This is a genomic window from uncultured Algibacter sp., from assembly GCF_947487605.1.
Classification (GTDB): Bacteria; Bacteroidota; Bacteroidia; order Flavobacteriales; family Flavobacteriaceae; genus Algibacter_D.
This window is the reverse complement of sequence record NZ_CANKXK010000008.1, coordinates 42,647-59,307: the sequence shown is the minus strand read 5'-3', so window position 1 is coordinate 59,307 and position 16,661 is coordinate 42,647. Positions and strand designations below refer to the sequence as shown.

The 16,661-nt window shown below is 31.3% G+C and carries 20 protein-coding genes; 15 read left to right on the top strand and 5 right to left on the bottom strand.

Going from position 1 to position 16,661, the window contains the following annotated elements; all coding sequences use genetic code 11:
* Nucleotides 1-73 precede the first annotated feature (73 nt).
* The 3 genes from ssb to gldD all read left to right on the top strand — a co-directional run bounded on the left by ssb (nt 74) and on the right by gldD (nt 2,491).
* Nucleotides 74-520, top strand: a complete 447-nt coding sequence (ssb, locus tag Q0739_RS10390; RefSeq protein WP_298238664.1) for a single-stranded DNA-binding protein — start codon at nt 74-76, stop codon at nt 518-520.
* An 82-nt stretch (nt 521-602) separates the two neighbouring features.
* Entirely contained in the window at nt 603-1,907 is a 1,305-nt protein-coding gene (locus tag Q0739_RS10385) for a gliding motility-associated protein GldE (RefSeq protein WP_298238663.1), read from the top strand.
* Nucleotides 1,907-2,491: a gliding motility lipoprotein GldD gene (gene gldD / locus Q0739_RS10380; protein ID WP_298238662.1), complete on the top strand. Its 585-nt coding sequence runs from the start codon at nt 1,907-1,909 to the stop codon at nt 2,489-2,491. The genes Q0739_RS10385 and gldD overlap by 1 nt, the downstream gene beginning before the upstream one ends.
* A 160-nt stretch (nt 2,492-2,651) precedes the next feature.
* Here the strand turns inward: gldD and Q0739_RS10375 are convergent, their stop codons facing one another.
* A complete protein-coding gene (locus tag Q0739_RS10375) occupies nt 2,652-3,182 on the bottom strand; it encodes a heavy metal-associated domain-containing protein (protein ID WP_298238661.1) in 531 nt (176 codons plus the stop codon).
* A 234-nt stretch (nt 3,183-3,416) separates the two neighbouring features.
* Here Q0739_RS10375 and Q0739_RS10370 point away from each other — a divergent pair, with 234 nt between their 5' ends.
* The 3 genes from Q0739_RS10370 to rpmA all read left to right on the top strand — a co-directional run bounded on the left by Q0739_RS10370 (nt 3,417) and on the right by rpmA (nt 4,747).
* Nucleotides 3,417-3,866: a DUF4199 domain-containing protein gene (locus tag Q0739_RS10370; RefSeq protein ID WP_298238660.1), complete on the top strand. Its 450-nt coding sequence runs from the start codon at nt 3,417-3,419 to the stop codon at nt 3,864-3,866.
* A gap of 80 nt (nt 3,867-3,946) precedes the next feature.
* Nucleotides 3,947-4,462, top strand: a complete 516-nt coding sequence (gene rplU / locus Q0739_RS10365; RefSeq protein WP_298238659.1) for a 50S ribosomal protein L21 — start codon at nt 3,947-3,949, stop codon at nt 4,460-4,462.
* A 24-nt stretch (nt 4,463-4,486) separates the two neighbouring features.
* Nucleotides 4,487-4,747, top strand: a complete 261-nt coding sequence (gene rpmA / locus Q0739_RS10360) for a 50S ribosomal protein L27 (RefSeq protein WP_054728409.1) — start codon at nt 4,487-4,489, stop codon at nt 4,745-4,747.
* A gap of 74 nt (nt 4,748-4,821) precedes the next feature.
* Here rpmA and Q0739_RS10355 read toward each other — a convergent pair whose 3' ends face one another.
* The gene (locus tag Q0739_RS10355) at nt 4,822-5,295 is read right to left on the bottom strand and encodes a DUF1569 domain-containing protein (RefSeq protein WP_298238658.1); all 474 of its coding nucleotides are present in this window, start codon (nt 5,293-5,295) and stop codon (nt 4,822-4,824) included.
* A gap of 95 nt (nt 5,296-5,390) precedes the next feature.
* Here Q0739_RS10355 and Q0739_RS10350 point away from each other — a divergent pair, with 95 nt between their 5' ends.
* Nucleotides 5,391-5,660 (top strand): hypothetical protein, encoded by a 270-nt coding sequence (locus Q0739_RS10350; protein WP_298238657.1) that lies wholly within the window; start codon nt 5,391-5,393, stop codon nt 5,658-5,660.
* Between the two features lie 2 nt (nt 5,661-5,662).
* Here Q0739_RS10350 and Q0739_RS10345 read toward each other — a convergent pair whose 3' ends face one another.
* The 3 genes from Q0739_RS10345 to ahcY form a co-directional block, all read right to left on the bottom strand.
* Nucleotides 5,663-6,403: a phage Gp37/Gp68 family protein gene (locus Q0739_RS10345; protein WP_298238656.1), complete on the bottom strand. Its 741-nt coding sequence runs from the start codon at nt 6,401-6,403 to the stop codon at nt 5,663-5,665.
* Between the two features lie 5 nt (nt 6,404-6,408).
* Nucleotides 6,409-7,548, bottom strand: a complete 1,140-nt coding sequence (gene tcmP / locus Q0739_RS10340; RefSeq protein WP_298238655.1) for a three-Cys-motif partner protein TcmP — start codon at nt 7,546-7,548, stop codon at nt 6,409-6,411.
* Nucleotides 7,549-7,830: 282 nt separating this feature from the next.
* Entirely contained in the window at nt 7,831-9,147 is a 1,317-nt protein-coding gene (gene ahcY / locus Q0739_RS10335) for an adenosylhomocysteinase (RefSeq protein WP_298238654.1), read from the bottom strand.
* A 132-nt stretch (nt 9,148-9,279) separates the two neighbouring features.
* Here ahcY and Q0739_RS10330 point away from each other — a divergent pair, with 132 nt between their 5' ends.
* The 8 genes from Q0739_RS10330 (at nt 9,280) to Q0739_RS10295 (ending at nt 16,630) form a co-directional block, all read left to right on the top strand.
* Nucleotides 9,280-9,906 (top strand): 4'-phosphopantetheinyl transferase superfamily protein, encoded by a 627-nt coding sequence (locus Q0739_RS10330; protein ID WP_298238653.1) that lies wholly within the window; start codon nt 9,280-9,282, stop codon nt 9,904-9,906.
* The gene (locus Q0739_RS10325) at nt 9,907-10,632 is read left to right on the top strand and encodes a geranylgeranylglyceryl/heptaprenylglyceryl phosphate synthase (RefSeq protein ID WP_298238652.1); all 726 of its coding nucleotides are present in this window, start codon (nt 9,907-9,909) and stop codon (nt 10,630-10,632) included. It abuts the gene before it with no gap.
* A 79-nt stretch (nt 10,633-10,711) separates the two neighbouring features.
* Nucleotides 10,712-10,972 carry a hypothetical protein gene (locus Q0739_RS10320; RefSeq protein ID WP_298238651.1) on the top strand — a complete coding sequence of 87 codons (261 nt, stop codon included), beginning with the start codon at nt 10,712-10,714 and terminating at the stop codon, nt 10,970-10,972.
* Nucleotides 10,956-11,588, top strand: coding sequence for a nicotinamide riboside transporter PnuC (gene pnuC / locus Q0739_RS10315; RefSeq protein WP_298238650.1), 633 nt, complete (start codon nt 10,956-10,958; stop codon nt 11,586-11,588). The genes Q0739_RS10320 and pnuC overlap by 17 nt, the downstream gene beginning before the upstream one ends.
* On the top strand, nt 11,549-12,112 hold the full coding sequence (locus Q0739_RS10310; RefSeq protein ID WP_298238649.1) for an ATP-binding protein: 564 nt from the start codon (nt 11,549-11,551) through the stop codon (nt 12,110-12,112). The genes pnuC and Q0739_RS10310 overlap by 40 nt, the downstream gene beginning before the upstream one ends.
* 2 nt (nt 12,113-12,114) lie before the next feature.
* Nucleotides 12,115-13,668: a DUF4301 family protein gene (locus Q0739_RS10305; RefSeq protein ID WP_298238648.1), complete on the top strand. Its 1,554-nt coding sequence runs from the start codon at nt 12,115-12,117 to the stop codon at nt 13,666-13,668.
* Entirely contained in the window at nt 13,668-14,075 is a 408-nt protein-coding gene (gene arfB, locus Q0739_RS10300) for an alternative ribosome rescue aminoacyl-tRNA hydrolase ArfB (protein ID WP_298238647.1), read from the top strand. The genes Q0739_RS10305 and arfB overlap by 1 nt, the downstream gene beginning before the upstream one ends.
* A gap of 299 nt (nt 14,076-14,374) precedes the next feature.
* Nucleotides 14,375-16,630 (top strand): TonB-dependent receptor, encoded by a 2,256-nt coding sequence (locus Q0739_RS10295; protein ID WP_298238646.1) that lies wholly within the window; start codon nt 14,375-14,377, stop codon nt 16,628-16,630.
* The last annotated feature ends 31 nt before the right edge of the window (nt 16,631-16,661 follow it).

The window sequence follows — 16,661 nt, the reverse complement described above, 5'->3', positions numbered from 1 at the left end:
ATCATATTTTTTTACTAATTTTAAAAAAATGATAAGCAATTAGTTAATTTTGCTTTTTTAAATAAAATAAATTATGTCTGGAACATTAAATAAAGTGATGCTAATTGGGCATTTGGGTGATGAGGTGAAAATGCATTATTTTGAAGGAGGTGGTTGTGTTGGCCGTTTCCCATTAGCTACAAACGAAACTTACACAAATAAGCAAACTAACGAGCGAATTTCAAATACAGAATGGCATAATATTGTTGTTAGAAATAAAGGCGCCGAAATTTGTGAAAAGTATTTAAGTAAGGGAGATAAAGTATATATAGAAGGGCGATTAAAAACAAGAAAGTGGCAAGACGATAAAGGGAATGACAGGTATTCTACCGAAGTTCAATGTACAGATTTTACTTTTTTATCGACCAAAAAAGAAAGTGATGCAAATGCTTCCAATAAAGTTGCAGAACCAACCCCAGTTGTAAAGCCAGAAGTAAATGCTGAGTCAGTTGGAGAAGATAATGATGATCTCCCGTTTTAATTTAAATGGATTTTTCAAACTTTAATATTTAGAATAAGTAAACTAGAAAATTTATTTTTTTGTTTAATTAATACCCATTTATTTGGATCCTGACCCTTCGAGTATTATATCGTTAATAATGACAGTTGATTTCTCAATTGCAGGTGGATTTGCGTTATTATTTTTGCTTTTAATATGTTCGGCATTAATATCTGGAGCAGAAGTGGCTTTGTTTTCTCTTACAAGAACAGATATTGATGAAGGCTTAGAACAAGATTCTAAACGCATAGAGATAATTTCCAAACTTTTAGAACGCCCTAAAAAATTATTAGCAACAATCTTAGTAGCTAACAATTTTATAAATATTGCTATTGTTATATTGTTTGCTTATTTAGGGACTAGTATGTTCGAAAGTATATCGAATTCAATTCTCAGATTCACTTTAGAGGTTATAATAGTTACGTTTTTAATTTTATTATTCGGTGAAATTTTACCAAAGATTTATGCTAGTAGAAATAAATTAAAATTCGTCTCATTTTTGGCCTTACCATTGCGGGTTTTAGACGTGGTGCTATCCCCAATAAGCTTACCAATGCGAAGCATTACTTTAGGGATTCATAATAAATTAGGCAAGCAAAAATCTAATCTTAGTGTAAATCAATTGTCGCAAGCTTTAGAGCTAACAAGTGAAGAGGATACAACAAAGGAAGAACAGAAAATTTTGCAAGGGATTGTCTCTTTTGGAAACACAGATACAAAGCAAGTTATGCGACCGCGTATAGATATTTTTGCTCTTAATATTGATCAAAAGTATACCGATATTATGCCTGAGATTATCTCAAACGGGTATTCAAGAATCCCCGTATTTGAGGACAATATTGATACTATAAAAGGGATTCTTTATGTAAAAGACTTGCTGCCATATATAGACAGGAAACAATTTGATTGGGTAAGCTTAATACGCGAACCATTTTTTGTGCCAGAGAATAAAAAATTGGATGATTTAATGGCAGAATTCCAAGAAAAGAAAGTCCATTTAGCAGTTGTAGTAGATGAATATGGCGGAACTTCAGGGCTTATTTCTTTAGAAGATATTATTGAAGAAATTGTTGGAGATATAAGTGATGAATTTGATGATGAAGACCTAATGTATTCAAAATTAGATGAACATAATTATGTCTTTGAAGGCAAAACAGCTTTAAAGGATTTTTATAAGGTAATTAGAACTGAAGACGAATCTATTTTTGAAGAAAATAAAGGAGAAGCTGAAACTATTGCTGGGTTTGTTTTAGAAATATCAGGAAGCTTTCCTAAGTTAAGTAGTAAAATAAATTTCCAGAATTACGTTTTCACTATAGAAGCTTTAGATAAAAAACGTATTAAGCTTGTTAAATTCACTATTACTTAATGAAATACAATATTTATTTGGTATTATTTGTTCTAGCTATGTGTGTTTCTTGTGGTGAAGATGTTGTGCCAAAGCCAAAAGCATATTTACGCTTAGATTATCCAGCGGCAAAATATGTTAAAGCGAATTTAGACTTACCTTTTTCGTTTGAAAATAACATGTTAGCAACAAAAATAAGTTCTAAAAAAGTTATAGCAACCACTGAAAGTTTTGGTGTTAATTTAGAATATCCAACTTTAAGAGGAACCATTTTTTTAACTTATAAAGCAATTGAAAAAGACGAAAAAAATCTCATAGATTTTTTACGTGATGCTCAAAATTTCACTCAAAAACATACTGTTAAAGCAGATGAAATTAAAGAGAAAGAATATGCCAATAAGCAAGATAAAGTTTACGGAATGCTATATGAAATAGGAGGTAATGCAGCTTCGCAATCTCAGTTTTATGTAACCGATAGCGTGAATCATTTTTTAACAGGCTCTTTGTATTTTTATGCTAAGCCTAATTATGATTCAATTCTTCCTGCTGCACATTATTTACAGAAAGACATTCAGCATATCATGGAAACTGTTAAGTGGAAATAAAAAGAGACTGTCTAAAAAGTAACAATTATAAATCATTACGAGAAATTTTGATTTCGAAGTAATCTCATAATCAACAACTTGAGTTTGAAAGATTCCTTCACTTTGTTCGGAATGATACCTTTTTAGACAACCTCTTTTTGTTTATTTTTAAACTGAGTTTTTAAGCTTTTTTAGCACAGCATTCTTTTTTGCAATCTGCAGCACAGGCTTTTTTTTCTGCGTCTGTTTTATTTGCACAACAAGCTTTCTTGCAATTTGCTTTTTCTTCATCTGTTTTTCCAGCGCAACATTCTTTATCACAAGATTTACTTGTAGAAAATGAATCAACAGTTTGCATGTTGCTTACTTTATAAACATCAGCAACATTGGTAACAGTGTTTTCTAGCGAAGCTGTGGTTACTTTAGCTTCATTATATTCAACCATGGCTAGTTTTCTTCCAAAATCTACAGTTGCAGATTTAACGCCTTCCATTTTAGAGATTTTCTTTTCAATTGTTTTTGCACAGCCTATTTCGCAGGTCATACCATCAATAGTGAATTCTGCTTTTGCATATGATGCATTAGGATCTAATTCTTTTACAGCAGCAGTTTCAGTTTCAACAGTTTTAATTACTGGCTTAGCTTCATTTTTACAATTCACTAAAAATAAAGTTAAAACCATAATAGATATAATGTTTCTAAATGTCTTCATTATTATTAAGTATTAAGTTCTGTGTAAAATTACTAAATAAAGGCGTTTATTACATTGAATTTAACAGTTTTTAGTACTGATTAGTTAAGAGTTTATGAAAGATATTTATGCTAAATGGGTTTATTTATCACATAAACGCGCTTCAAAAACAGTTAGCGAGCTTAAATAATTAACCCTAAATTATTTTAATAGGCAATTTTTCACGAAATTTAAGACAATCAATTCCGTTTAATTATGAAAAATTTATCGCTTCCTATTCGTTTTGGTTTAGTAACCAGTGTTGTATTAATTGCATATTTTTTAATTCTAGCATTATTTAATAAGCATACCAATCCTGCTTTTAGTTTTTTTAATGCTATTATAACGGCTTTCGGGATTTATGAAGTGATACGCTTAAAAAAGCTTGAAGACCCTAATAATTTTTCTTATGGGGAAGGATTTAAAACAGGTATTATTACAGGGTTTATAGCAACCTTAATATTTACCGTTTTTTTTCTGTTTTATGCTACCGAAATTAATGCCTCCTTTTTGCCAGAATTACTTCAAATAATAAATGGTGGTTTTAATGCCGATATTGGAATGGTAACATTTGTGGTTTTGGTTATGGGTCTAGCTACAACAGTAGTTTGTGTGCTATCGGTAATGCAGCTTTTTAAAAACAGTAGAAATATTATTCAAAATTAAAAAAACGTTTGTAGTTTAATTAATTAGGAGTATATTTGCACTCATTTTTGAACAAAATTAATTAATAAAAACGTTACGCTATGTACGCAATTGTAGAGATAGCAGGGCATCAATTTAAAGTTGAAAAAGACCAAAAAGTTTTTGTTAACCGTTTACAAACTGAAGAAGGTAAGAAAGTTTCTTTCGATAATGTTCTTTTAGTAGGAGATGGTGACAATATAACTGTAGGCGCCCCGGCTATAGACGGAGCTCAAGTAGGAGCAAAAGTCTTAAAGCACCTTAAAGGTGATAAAGTAATAGTTTTCAAGAAGAAAAGACGTAAAGGTTACCGTGTAAAAAACGGACACAGACAGTCTTTATCTGAAATTGTAATTGAAAGCATTGTTGCAAGTGGAGCTAAAAAAGCTGCACCAAAGAAAGAAGTTAAAAAAGCAGAACCACAAGTTGAGGCTCCAAAAGCTGAAACAAAAACTGCAGAAGCTACTCAAGATTTAAGCAAATTAACAGTTGCTGAATTAAAGACCATGGCTAAAGCTAAAGGGATTGAAGGAATTTCTTCTATGAAGAAGGCCGATTTAATAGCTGCTTTAAGTTAATAATAAAATTAAAATCGAAATAAAATGGCACATAAAAAAGGAGTCGGAAGTTCGAAAAACGGTAGAGAATCAGAATCGAAACGCTTAGGTGTTAAGATATTTGGTGGTCAAGCTGCATTAGCTGGAAATATTATCGTAAGACAAAGAGGAAATACACATCATCCAGGTGAAAATGTGTATTCTTCAAAAGATCATACATTACACGCTTATGTTGATGGTGTTGTAAAATTCACTAAGAAAAAAGATAACAAATCGTATGTTTCTATAGAGCCTTTTGAGGTTTAAGAAATAATTTCTTTAAAATTTACCCTGAGCAAGTCGAAGGGAATTAAACCTTTTCTGGAAACAGAAAGGGTTTTTTATTGCTTCAAAATATCATTTACAATTTTTAAATGATGTTTTGTATGCACTTCTAAAAAGCGTAATGTTTTAGCTTTGTTTAAGGTTCCGAATATATGATGATTGAAATAGGCTTTTTCATGAACTTGGTTTAGGCTATCAATATGGTTTTTGGCGCTATGTAATTGTGCTTGCAAATCTTCTGTAGTTATGTTGTCTGGAGGTATTACTGTTTTTGGAGCTTTTCCAAGACCTCTAGGTATAAAGGATAGGGTAAAGAGAACCATGCGCTTGAAATTGAAATCTTTTTTATATTCCTTTGGATCTGTTTTAGCTAAAATAGTTGAAATACCGTTTATTGCTTTTAGACTATGATCTAGTTGCCAACCAATATCAGTTTTCGTAATTGATGGGTTTCTTTTGTCTTTAAGTGGAATGTTTTTTTCTATTTCAGTTAGTAGTTTTTTTATGGTGTTAATTCTTTGATGACTCATAATTAGTAATTTAATTTCAAAAGATATTAATTAAATCATTAACTTTAGGCTATTGCATTTGCAATTATCGATTGTCTTATTTAAAATTTATGCTTATGCTTCCATTTAGATCTGAAATTAGAAATTCCCCAACGCAAGCTACCATCAAAATCTTCTTAAGTGATGAATCGTTAGACGAACGAATTAAAAAGCATCTAGGACATTTCAAAGAAATAGAAGAGATAGAGTTAAGAGAAAGTATTGGACAGAATCGTGTAGGCGAAAACATTACCGTATTCTTGAAAGAAGGTATTGATATTAATAAAATGAAACAATCAATCGATTCTAGCCTTTGGTGGTATTTTGAGGAAGATTTAGTGGATTGAATTTAAAGACTTTCTAGCACTGCTGGATACTGATTCCATTCTGTGCCTTCTAAAAGTCTTCCATTAGCTTTTTTGCTTCTTCTTACATTATCTGCTCCCCATGTACCCCACTGTTTGAAGAAGAAATGTACGTCTTGTTCTAAACACTGATTTCTAATATTAATTGCCCATCCAGCTTTCATTGGTCTCGCTTTCGGACCACTTTCTCCACCAACTATAGCCCAATGAATATTTGACAAGTTAAGTTTGCCTAAATCTTCCAATAATGGTTCTAATGAGAGAAAACGAATCTTAGCGTCAATGTTTCTTAAAACATCTATTCTGTTTTTAGTTTTTTGGTTTTCAACTGAAACTCCCAACCAAACATTATCAGGTATTTTTCTGGTTTTACAATAATCTGCTAGTATAGTTTCTCGTTTTGTTAATATTTGATACTGATGTCTAGGTGTTTGTTCCATTACATCAAAAACTCTATCTAAATAGTCATATGGCATGTCTTCATGAAACAAGTCACTCATTGAGTTCACGAAAAAACGAGTTGGCTTTTTAATATTTAATGGTTGAGTTAGACGTTCTGGCATTAATGAGAATTCAAATCCATTTTCATAACCAGCAGTACCCATCGCTTTTAAACGAAAAGACATAGTTTCAGCATAACAATGTTTACAACCAGCAGAAACTTTAGTACAACCAGTAGTCGGATTCCATGTAGCTTCAGTCCACTCTATTTTTGTCTTTTTCATAGTACTTAATTTAAAAAGTATTTAACTATCTTAACAGGATTAGTTTTGTAATTTTCATAAGCTAAATAATAACCGTTTTTTGGCATAATTATACCAGCTAAATCTTTAACTAATAACTTGTTTGTTTTTCTAAGAGGTTTTAAAATTTCAATAGTATGTTTTGGTAAATATCCTTTTTTTAAACCAAAAATATACAATTCACTGTTAGTTTTATGTCCGTTTTTTAGAAAAGTAATAAGTTCAGTTGGATAACTAGATGTCTCTAATACTTGAAACAATGAACTTTGATTTTCAATTCTAATGCTAAATCCGCGACCTTGATCAGTATCAACTTTCCATTTAGCTTCAAGCATTTTTTCAAAACCAAGAGCATTTGGAGTAAAAAAGAAAAGACCATAGTAATTACTCTTTTCTTTTTCTAATAGAAACGTATCTACAAAACATTTAGTATTATGATTAACAAAAGCACCTTTTAATTTTTCAGTAAAATCAAAAACAGTAGTGAAGTTCATTTGCTTATTATAGAAGCAGTCATTTAAAAAAGAATTTAAAGATTTTCCTCCTTTAAAATTTTTATCATAACTTTTATTTGCAAAACGGTACATATCAAATAATGGCAAAAAAAGTATAACTTCAGAATTCCCAAAGTTGAGTAATTGAGTTATTTGACTTAGTTTTATGTTCTTATATCCGTGAGGATCAATAAAAATTATATGTTTGTCTTCAGAAAATGACTCTACTTTATCTAAAACTGATTTATAAATTTTTGAATAATCTATTTCTGTAAACTGAATATTTAAATTAGAAGGTTTGTAAATATCTTTTGAGTGTTCTTTAACTCTTTGAATTTTTGATTTATTAGATTCAATATCAGATAGTCCATTGTCGTTTAACCAAAGGTCTATATTTGGACAAGATTTATTATTTGAAAAATAGTGATCTTTAATTGTTTTTAATATGGCTATCGGGCTACCTTCAGAATTGTCGCTATATACACCCTCACCACAAAGCAAGTCATAAATATGTATTTTTTTGATGTGCTTGACTCTTGAAATTATATTTAGATAAGTTGATAAATAGGTTTTAAATAATTCAACCTTAGCTCTTGAGTGTTCAAGTAGCTCAGTTCTAGTAGATGTTTTCATAATAAACTTTAAAAATTAAGACCTGTCAATTTCCTAATAGAAAAAGAAGAGATAAATCATAAATATAAGAATAATTCTACTTTAATAAAACGAATTTTCTGCGTTAGGGATTGAACGGCATGTTTGAAATCCCCGAAGTAGGAGGGAGCGAGTGGCGAAAGCCCGACCCTTGTGGTAACGCCCTAATAAAAAAATCCCAAACATTAATGCTTGGGATTTGGATTTATAATAATTTAGTTTCAATTAATGAGATTCCCACCTTCGTGGGAATGACAAAATTAATTAATACCTGTAATGTTCTGGCTTATAAGGCCCATCAACAGTTACACCTATATAACTTGCTTGGTCTTCGCGAAGCTCTGTAAGCTCTACACCAATTTTTGCTAAGTGTAATTTTGCTACTTTTTCGTCTAGTGCTTTAGGTAGCATATATACATCGTTTCCGTATGCATCGGCATTATTCCAAAGCTCGATTTGCGCTAAAGTTTGGTTGGTAAAAGAGTTACTCATTACAAAACTTGGGTGGCCTGTTGCACAACCTAAGTTTACTAAGCGCCCTTCGGCAAGTATAATAACGTCTTTTCCGTTAACCGTATATTTATCTACTTGAGGTTTGATGGTGTTTTTTGTATGTCCGTGGTTTTTGTTTAACCAAGCCATATCAATTTCGTTATCGAAATGCCCAATATTACAAACAATAGCTTTGTCTTTTAAAGCTTCAAAATGGCGTCCTTGAACAATATCTTTATTTCCTGTTGTTGTTATTACTATATCTGTATTGCCGATAACCGTTTCTAGTTTTTTAACTTCAAAACCATCCATAGCTGCTTGTAGCGCACAAATAGGGTCAATTTCTGTAACAGTTACAATACTTCCAGCACCTTTAAAAGAGGCTGCAGTTCCTTTTCCAACATCGCCATAACCGCAAACGGTTACACGTTTTCCAGCTAACATAATATCTGTAGCTCTTCTAATGGCATCTACTGCACTTTCTTTACAACCGTATTTGTTATCGAATTTAGATTTGGTTACAGAATCGTTAACGTTAATAGCAGGCATTGGTAATGTTCCGTTTTTTACACGCTCATAAAGTCTGTGAACTCCTGTTGTTGTTTCTTCAGATAAACCATTGATTCCAGCAGCTAATTCTGGATATTTATCTAAAACCATGTTTGTTAAATCGCCACCATCATCAAGAATCATGTTTAATGGTTTTCTGTCTTCTCCGAAGAATAAGGTTTGCTCGATACACCAATCAAATTCTTTCTCGGTCATGTCTTTCCATGCATAAACTGCAGTTCCAACAGCAGCTATAGCAGCAGCAGCTTGATCTTGAGTTGAGAAAATGTTACACGAACTCCATGTAACTTCTGCGCCTAAAGCTTGCAGTGTTTCAATTAAAACCGCTGTTTGGATCGTCATGTGTAAACATCCAGCTATTCTTGCGCCTTTTAATGGCTGCTCGTTTTTATATTCTTCACGAAGACTCATTAGTCCAGGCATTTCTGCTTCGGCCAATTCTATTTCTTTTCGTCCCCATTCAGCAAGAGAAATATCTTTTACTTTATTAGCTACGTAAGGAATTGTTTTTGTACTCATATCAATTTTTCTTATGTCTTTAAAACCTAAACTTCATTGTGATTAGTACTTTAAAATACTTAAATTCGCTTATCAAAAAGCACTGTATTGTTTAGGAAGTGCAAAGGTAATCAATAACTTTCAGAATATTAAATGCCACTTTATAAAACTATTAGCCCAAATTCACAAACAACTGTTAAAATCTGGAAAATAACAGAACCTTTTGATGTTCTGTTAAGTGAACTTGAACTAAAACCAGAAAGTTTAGATCGCGTTTTAGGTATGAAAAGTGAGCTACATCGAAGGGGTTTTTTAAGCATTAGATATTTATTGCGAGCTTTTGGTTATCAAGATTCAGATTTGTTTTATGATGAAAATGGGAAACCTCATTTAAAAAACGGAAAACATATTTCTATAACACATTCGTTTAATTTTTCTTCGGTTATAATTAGTGACAAACCTGTTGGGATTGACATTGAAAAACAGCGAAACAAGATAACTGTAATAGCACATAAGTTTATAGACTATGAATTTAATTATTTAGATGAAAATGCCCCAGATTATATTAAGAAACTTACCACTATTTGGTGCGTAAAAGAATCATTATATAAACTTTTTGCAACTCCAGGATTAAGCTTTAAAGAGCATTGTTTGGTAATCCCTTTTTCTGATAATTCTGCTGAAACTACGGCTTGGATTGATTATAATAGTATGAAATCTAGGTTTAACATTCAGAGTCTTGAATTTGAAGGATTTACTTGCGCATACGCCACAGTATAAATGGGAAAAATATACCAGAACATAGAATCTTCAATCTTAAAAAACGAAAAATTACTTGCCGTTTTAATTGATCCTGATAAGTTTGTTATTGCAAATATAGACACCTTTATACAGAAAGTCAATGTATCTATTGCAACACATATTTTTGTTGGAGGAAGTTATGTTGATGAAAGTGAAACAGGTGTTTTGATAGGCGAAATAAAAAAGTATACGCAGCTACCTATTTTACTTTTCCCAGGAGATATTACACAACTAACAAGTGAAGCAGATGGGTTGTTGTTTTTATCACTGCTTTCAGGAAGAAATCCAGATTATTTAATAGGGAAGCATGTGCAAGCAGTTTCAAAGTTAAGTAAAATGAAGCTTGAGGTCATTCCAACAGGTTATATTTTAATTGAGAATGGAAAAATAACTGCTGTCGAGAAAGTAACAAATACAAAACCAATTTCAAGAAACAATATTTTAAGTATTAAAGATACCGCTAAAGCTGGCGAACTTTTAGGAATGAAATTAATTTATTTGGAAGCGGGTAGTGGCGCATTGCAGCCAATTACTACTGGTATAATTTCTGCGGTTAAAAATGAATTGAATATTCCATTAATAGTTGGTGGAGGAATTAAGAATAAGCAGCAGTTGGAAATGGCTTATAATGCTGGGGCAGATTTAGTTGTTATAGGTACAGCTTTTGAGGAAGATGAATCGTTTTTTGATGAATTGCGAAAGTAATTTGTCATGCTTAACTTGTTTCAGCATCTAATAAATTTGATAAAGATTTCCACCTTCGTGGGAATGACAAAAATAAAACATGAAAATATCAGTAGAATTAACGTTGACACCTTTACAAGATGACTTCGAACCAGCAATTATTCATTTAATTAAAAAATTGAGGGCATCAAACCTTAAGGTTATAGAAAATCCTTTAAGCACTCAGGTTTACGGAGATTATGATGAAGTTATGTCACTATTAACTTCAGAAATAAAAGAGGCTTTTAATCTCATTGAAAATGGCTTACTCCTTATGAAAATTGTAAAAACAGATAGATACAATTATGAACCACATTTTTGATTTTTTCGTTGATGCTTATCGCAATACCCCGACGAGTCAAATAATACTTGAGGCAATAGCTTTTGTGTTTGGAATTTTAAGCGTTTGGTTTGCGAAACAGGAAAACATTTTGGTGTATCCAACAGGAATTATTTGTACGGTTATTACAGTGTACCTTCTATATATAAACCAATATTTTGGAGACATGATGATGAACTTTTATTACTCAGTAATGAGTATTTATGGTTGGTGGAATTGGTCTAGAAAGAAAGAAGATAAATATATAATTCCAATTTCTAGAACCACAGCAAAAGAGAAGAAAGTTGGATTTCTATTGTTTTTGTTTACTATGCTTGTTACTTATTTAGTATATAAAGGGTTTAATTACAACATAGAAATTCCAAACTACATAGATATTTTTACCTCAGGTATTTTCTTTACCGCTATGTGGTATATGGCAAATAAAAAGCTAGAGAATTGGACCTTATGGATTATTGGAAATTTAATTACCATTCCACTTTATGCATATCGAGGTTTAGGAATGTTATCACTTCAATATTTAATCTTTACTATATTAGCTGTTCAAGGATATATTGCATGGAAGAAAAGTATAAACAACAACCTGCAAACTGCATAAAGGTTGTTTTGTTTGGGCCAGAATCTACTGGAAAAACAACATTGTCAAGGCAATTAGCACGACATTATAATTCGGTTTGGGTGCCTGAATATGCTCGTGAATATTTGCAAAACAAATGGAATAATGAGCGTAAAACTTGCGAGCCAAAAGATTTACTACCAATAGCAGAGGGGCAAATTCGACTAGAAAACGAATTGAGTAAAAAGACAGATAGTGTATTAATTTGTGATACAGATTTACTCGAAACCAAGGTGTATTCTGAAGCGTATTATTTGGGAAGTTGCAATCCAATTCTCGAAAAATATGCACTAAAAAATACCTACAATTTATATTTTTTAACTTATATTGATACCCCTTGGGAAGCAGATGATTTAAGGGATAAACCTCATGACAGACAACGAATGTTCGATGCTTTTGAGGCTACTTTAATAAATAACAAAAGACCTTACATTTTGCTAAGAGGAAGTAAAAATGAACGTTTAGAAACGGCTATTTATCATATTAACAAGCTTTTAAAAATTTAGTATTGAATTTTACAGATAACGACATTGCACAAATTCAGAATCACGATTTAACCTTAGAACAGGTTTATGAACAGATAGAGATTATTAAAAGAGGAATGGCTTTTACCCATTTAATTGAAGCAGCTTCAATTGGAAATGGCATTCTTAGGCTTGATACCAATGAGCAGGATCATTATATTAAAGTTTTTGAAGACAAACGAAATAGTTTGTCCTTAATAAAATTTGTACCTGCGTCTGGTGCTGCTACAAGAATGTTTAAGTTTTTATTTAAGTTTTTAAATGATTATGATATTACTAAAGATACCATCAATGGATATATAAACAAAAATAAAGGTTCTGGACTTGCTGTGTTTTTTGCGGGTTTAGAAAAATTGCCATTTTTTGAAGAGGTCGTTCATAAGATACATGAGAATGTTCCTAATTTTAACACCCTTTCGCATGATGAAAAACGTGTGGAATTTATTAAAACAATGATTAATCAAGATCGCTTAAATTTTAGCGTTTTACCAAAAGGATTATTGCCATTTCACAGATATAAATATCATATAGCAACTGCATTTGAAGAACACTTATATGAAGCTTCATTATATGCGTCATCAAATAATATAGCAAATGTTCATTTTACTATTTCTCCAAATCATAGTAAGGAGTTTAATAAGGAATTTAAATATATTGAAGAAGATGTAGAAGAACACACACGAACGAGCTTTAATATTTCATTTTCAAACCAAAAAAAATCGACAGATACTATTGCGCTTACTTTAGATAATAAACTTTATAGAGATTCTAGCGGTGAGTTATTATTTAGAGCTGCGGGTCATGGTTCCTTGTTAGAAAATCTTAATGCATTAGATTATGATTTAATTTTTATTAAAAACATTGATAATGTTATAGTTTCAAAGCACCATAAAGAATTAGCCAAGTATAAGAAAATATTAGCAGGTGTTTTAATTGAAGCCCAAAAGGAGGTTTTCCAATTTTTACATCAACTTGATAAAGAGAGTGTAAATGAGGAAATATGTAGTTTAATATCAGAGTTTTTAATTAATAGATTTAATCATATTATTTCAAATGAATTTCAATCATATTCATTAGAAAAGAAAGCAGAATATCTAAGAAATAAGCTTAATCGGCCTATTAGAGTGGGAGGAATTGTAAAAAATGAAAAAGAACCTGGTGGAGGACCATTTTGGGTAAAGGATAAAAAAGGAAATGTTTCTTTGCAAGTTGTTGAATTTGCTCAAATGGATTTTAGTAATGAAGCGCAAAAAAATATAGTTAGAAATGCTACCCATTTTAATCCCACCGATTTTGTTTGTGGTATAAAAAACTATAAAGGCGAATTGTTCGATTTAAAAGAATTTATAGATACTAATGCCAATTTTATTACTCAGAAATCCATTTTCGATCAAGACATAAAAGCTCTTGAACGCCCTGGTTTATGGAATGGAAGTATGGCGCACTGGAATTCAATTTTTATTGAAGTACCGCTCATGACTTTTAACCCAGTTAAAACGGTTAACGATTTGCTAAAAGCACCACATCAATTTTTATAATGATTAATGAAGAAGCCTTATTGCAAGAACTCACATTTAAAGCTGTAAGAAGTTCAGGAAGCGGTGGGCAACATGTTAATAAAGTATCTTCAAAAATCGAACTTTTGTTCGATTTAACTAATTCTATTGTTTTTAATGAAGAACAAAAAGAACGCATTTATAAGAACCTTCAAAGTAGATTGACAAAGGAAGGTGTTCTCCTTTTACAATGTCAAGAAAGTAGAAGTCAACATAAAAACAAAGAAATTGTAATTAATCGTTTTTTAGAATTAATAAGAACATCTTTAATAATTCCTAAAAAGCGTAAAAAAACCAAAATACCTAGGGCGATAATTGAGAAACGACTTAAGAATAAAAAATCTTTATCCCAGAGAAAGGCAAATAGGAAAAAACCAGATATCGATTGAAAATAATTGCCAATTAACAATTGATAATTGATAATTGGTTATTACATTTGCAGCGTTCTCAAAAAAGGGGTGCCTATTATCGGCTGAGATCATACCCAACGAACCTAGAACAGGTAATGCTGTTTAGGGATACGAGTCAAAAAAAGTGTTTTAATAAGCATTTTTAGTTATAATCAAAGAATTTTCAAATTTGATGATTTTACAATTGGCTCTAGGAAAACGAAGCATTTTGCTTCAAAACTAATTATTAACAACAAAGAATAATTACCTCTTTTTATTCGATTATAAACATAATCGTAATGAAAAACATTTTTCTTTTTTTAACACTTTTGGTGTTATCAGTCAGTGCTCAGGCACAACAAAATCAAACAGTACAAGATTCAACTAAAACGGAAAAACTTGATGAAGTTTTACTCTCTGCTACTAGAGCTAAAGATAAAACACCTGTTGCATTTACAAACATTACCAAGGAAGAACTGGAATCTATCAATTTAGGTCAAGACTTACCTATTTTATTAGACCAATTGCCATCTGTGGTTACAACAAGTGATGCTGGTGCTGGAGTTGGTTACACTGGAATCCGTGTGCGAGGTAGCGATGCCACCAGAGTAAATGTAACAATTAATGGAATACCCTATAATGATGCAGAAAGCCAAGGCACATTTTGGGTGAATATGCCAGACTTTGTATCTTCAGTAGAAGATATACAATTACAAAGAGGAGTAGGAACATCAACTAATGGGTCGGCTGCTTTTGGAGCAAGTTTGAATTTAAAAACCTTAAACCCTTCAACTAATGGATATGCAACCACCACCAATGCTGTTGGTAGTTTTGGCACTAGAAAGCATAATATTAGTATCGGTTCAGGAATTAAAAATAATTTTTATGCTGAAGGAAGACTATCAAATATTCAAAGTGATGGCTATATAGATAGAGCAAGAGCAGACTTAAATTCCTATTATCTTGAAGCTGGGTTTTTAAGTAAAAAAACATCATTAAAAGCTATTGTGTTTGGTGGAAAAGAAGAGACTTACCAGTCGTGGTACGGTACACCTGAAGCTGTTGTTAATAATGATAGAGCAGGAATTCAGGCATTTATCGACAGAAATTTCCCCTCTAATACTGAGACTCAAAATTTATTAAACTCTGGAAGAACGTATAATTTTTATACTTATGATAATGAGGTAGATAGCTACCAGCAAACACATTATCAGTTACACGCTTCTCATCAGTTTAGCTCTCATTTTTCAGCTAATATTTCAGGAAATTATACCAGAGGGAAAGGATATTTTGAGCAGTATAAAGATGATGAAAATCTAGGGGATTATTTTCCAAATAGTACTAACGCTTCAGACGAAGGTGATGTTATAAGAAGGCGATGGCTTGATAATGATTTTTATGCATTAGTGTATTCACTTAACTATAGAAAAAATGATTTAAGCCTTTATCTTGGTGGAGGTTACAACACTTATAAAGGAGATCATTTTGGAGAAGTAATTTGGGATTCATTTCCTTCAGAAATTCCAGTTAGAAGTAATTATTATTTCAGTTTTGGCGATAAAAAAGATTATAATACATATTTAAAAGCTGAATATAATATGAGTTCTAATTTATTCGTATTAATAGATTTACAATACAGAAAAGTAGATTATAAATCGGTTGGGACAAGTTCAGATTTATTAAACATTGATGTAAAGGAATCTTATAACTTTTTTAATCCTAAGTTAGGTTTAACTTATAAGATAGATAATTATAATAGTATTTATGGGTCTTATGCTGTTGCTAATAGAGAACCAAATAGAGACGATTTAACTAAAAACCCAATACGCCCTAAATCAGAAAAACTGCATGATTTTGAGTTTGGTTACAAACTTAAAACACCAACTTTTTATACTACAGCCAATTTGTATTATATGAATTATGATAATCAATTGGTTTTAACTGGTGAGTTGGATGATGTTGGTGATGCTATTAGACAAAATGTAGATAAGAGTTATAGAGCTGGAATTGAATTGCAAGCAGGTTATAAAGTTTCTAAGCAATTTAGAATTGATGCAAACGCTACCTTTAGTCAAAATAAAATTAAGGCATTTAATTATATAATTTATGACACTCAATATGATTCTAGTACCTTTAATACGGTTTCTTATGAACCAGTAGTTACCCAATTTGAAGATACAGATATCTCTTTTTCGCCAAATGTTATTTTTGGGAGTACATTAACTTTTTCACCAATTAAGAACGGAAACATTGTGTTATTGTCTAAGTATGTGGGGAAACAATATTTAGATAACACTTCTAATGATAGCAAAAGTATTGATGCTTATTTTGTAAACAACTTAAACCTATCATACAAATTTAAGCCTAAGTGGATTAAAGAAATAGCGGTAAACCTGTTAGTAAATAACTTGTTTAATTCAGAATACGTGTCTAATGGTTATACTTATAGTTATTATTATAGAGCAGAAGGATCATTTGATGCGCCTATAACCGAAAATTTTTACTACCCACAAGCAACAACAAACTTTTTGGTTGGAGCGACACTAAAATTTTAAACTTTATTTTGAAGGGATTTAAGGCGCAGTT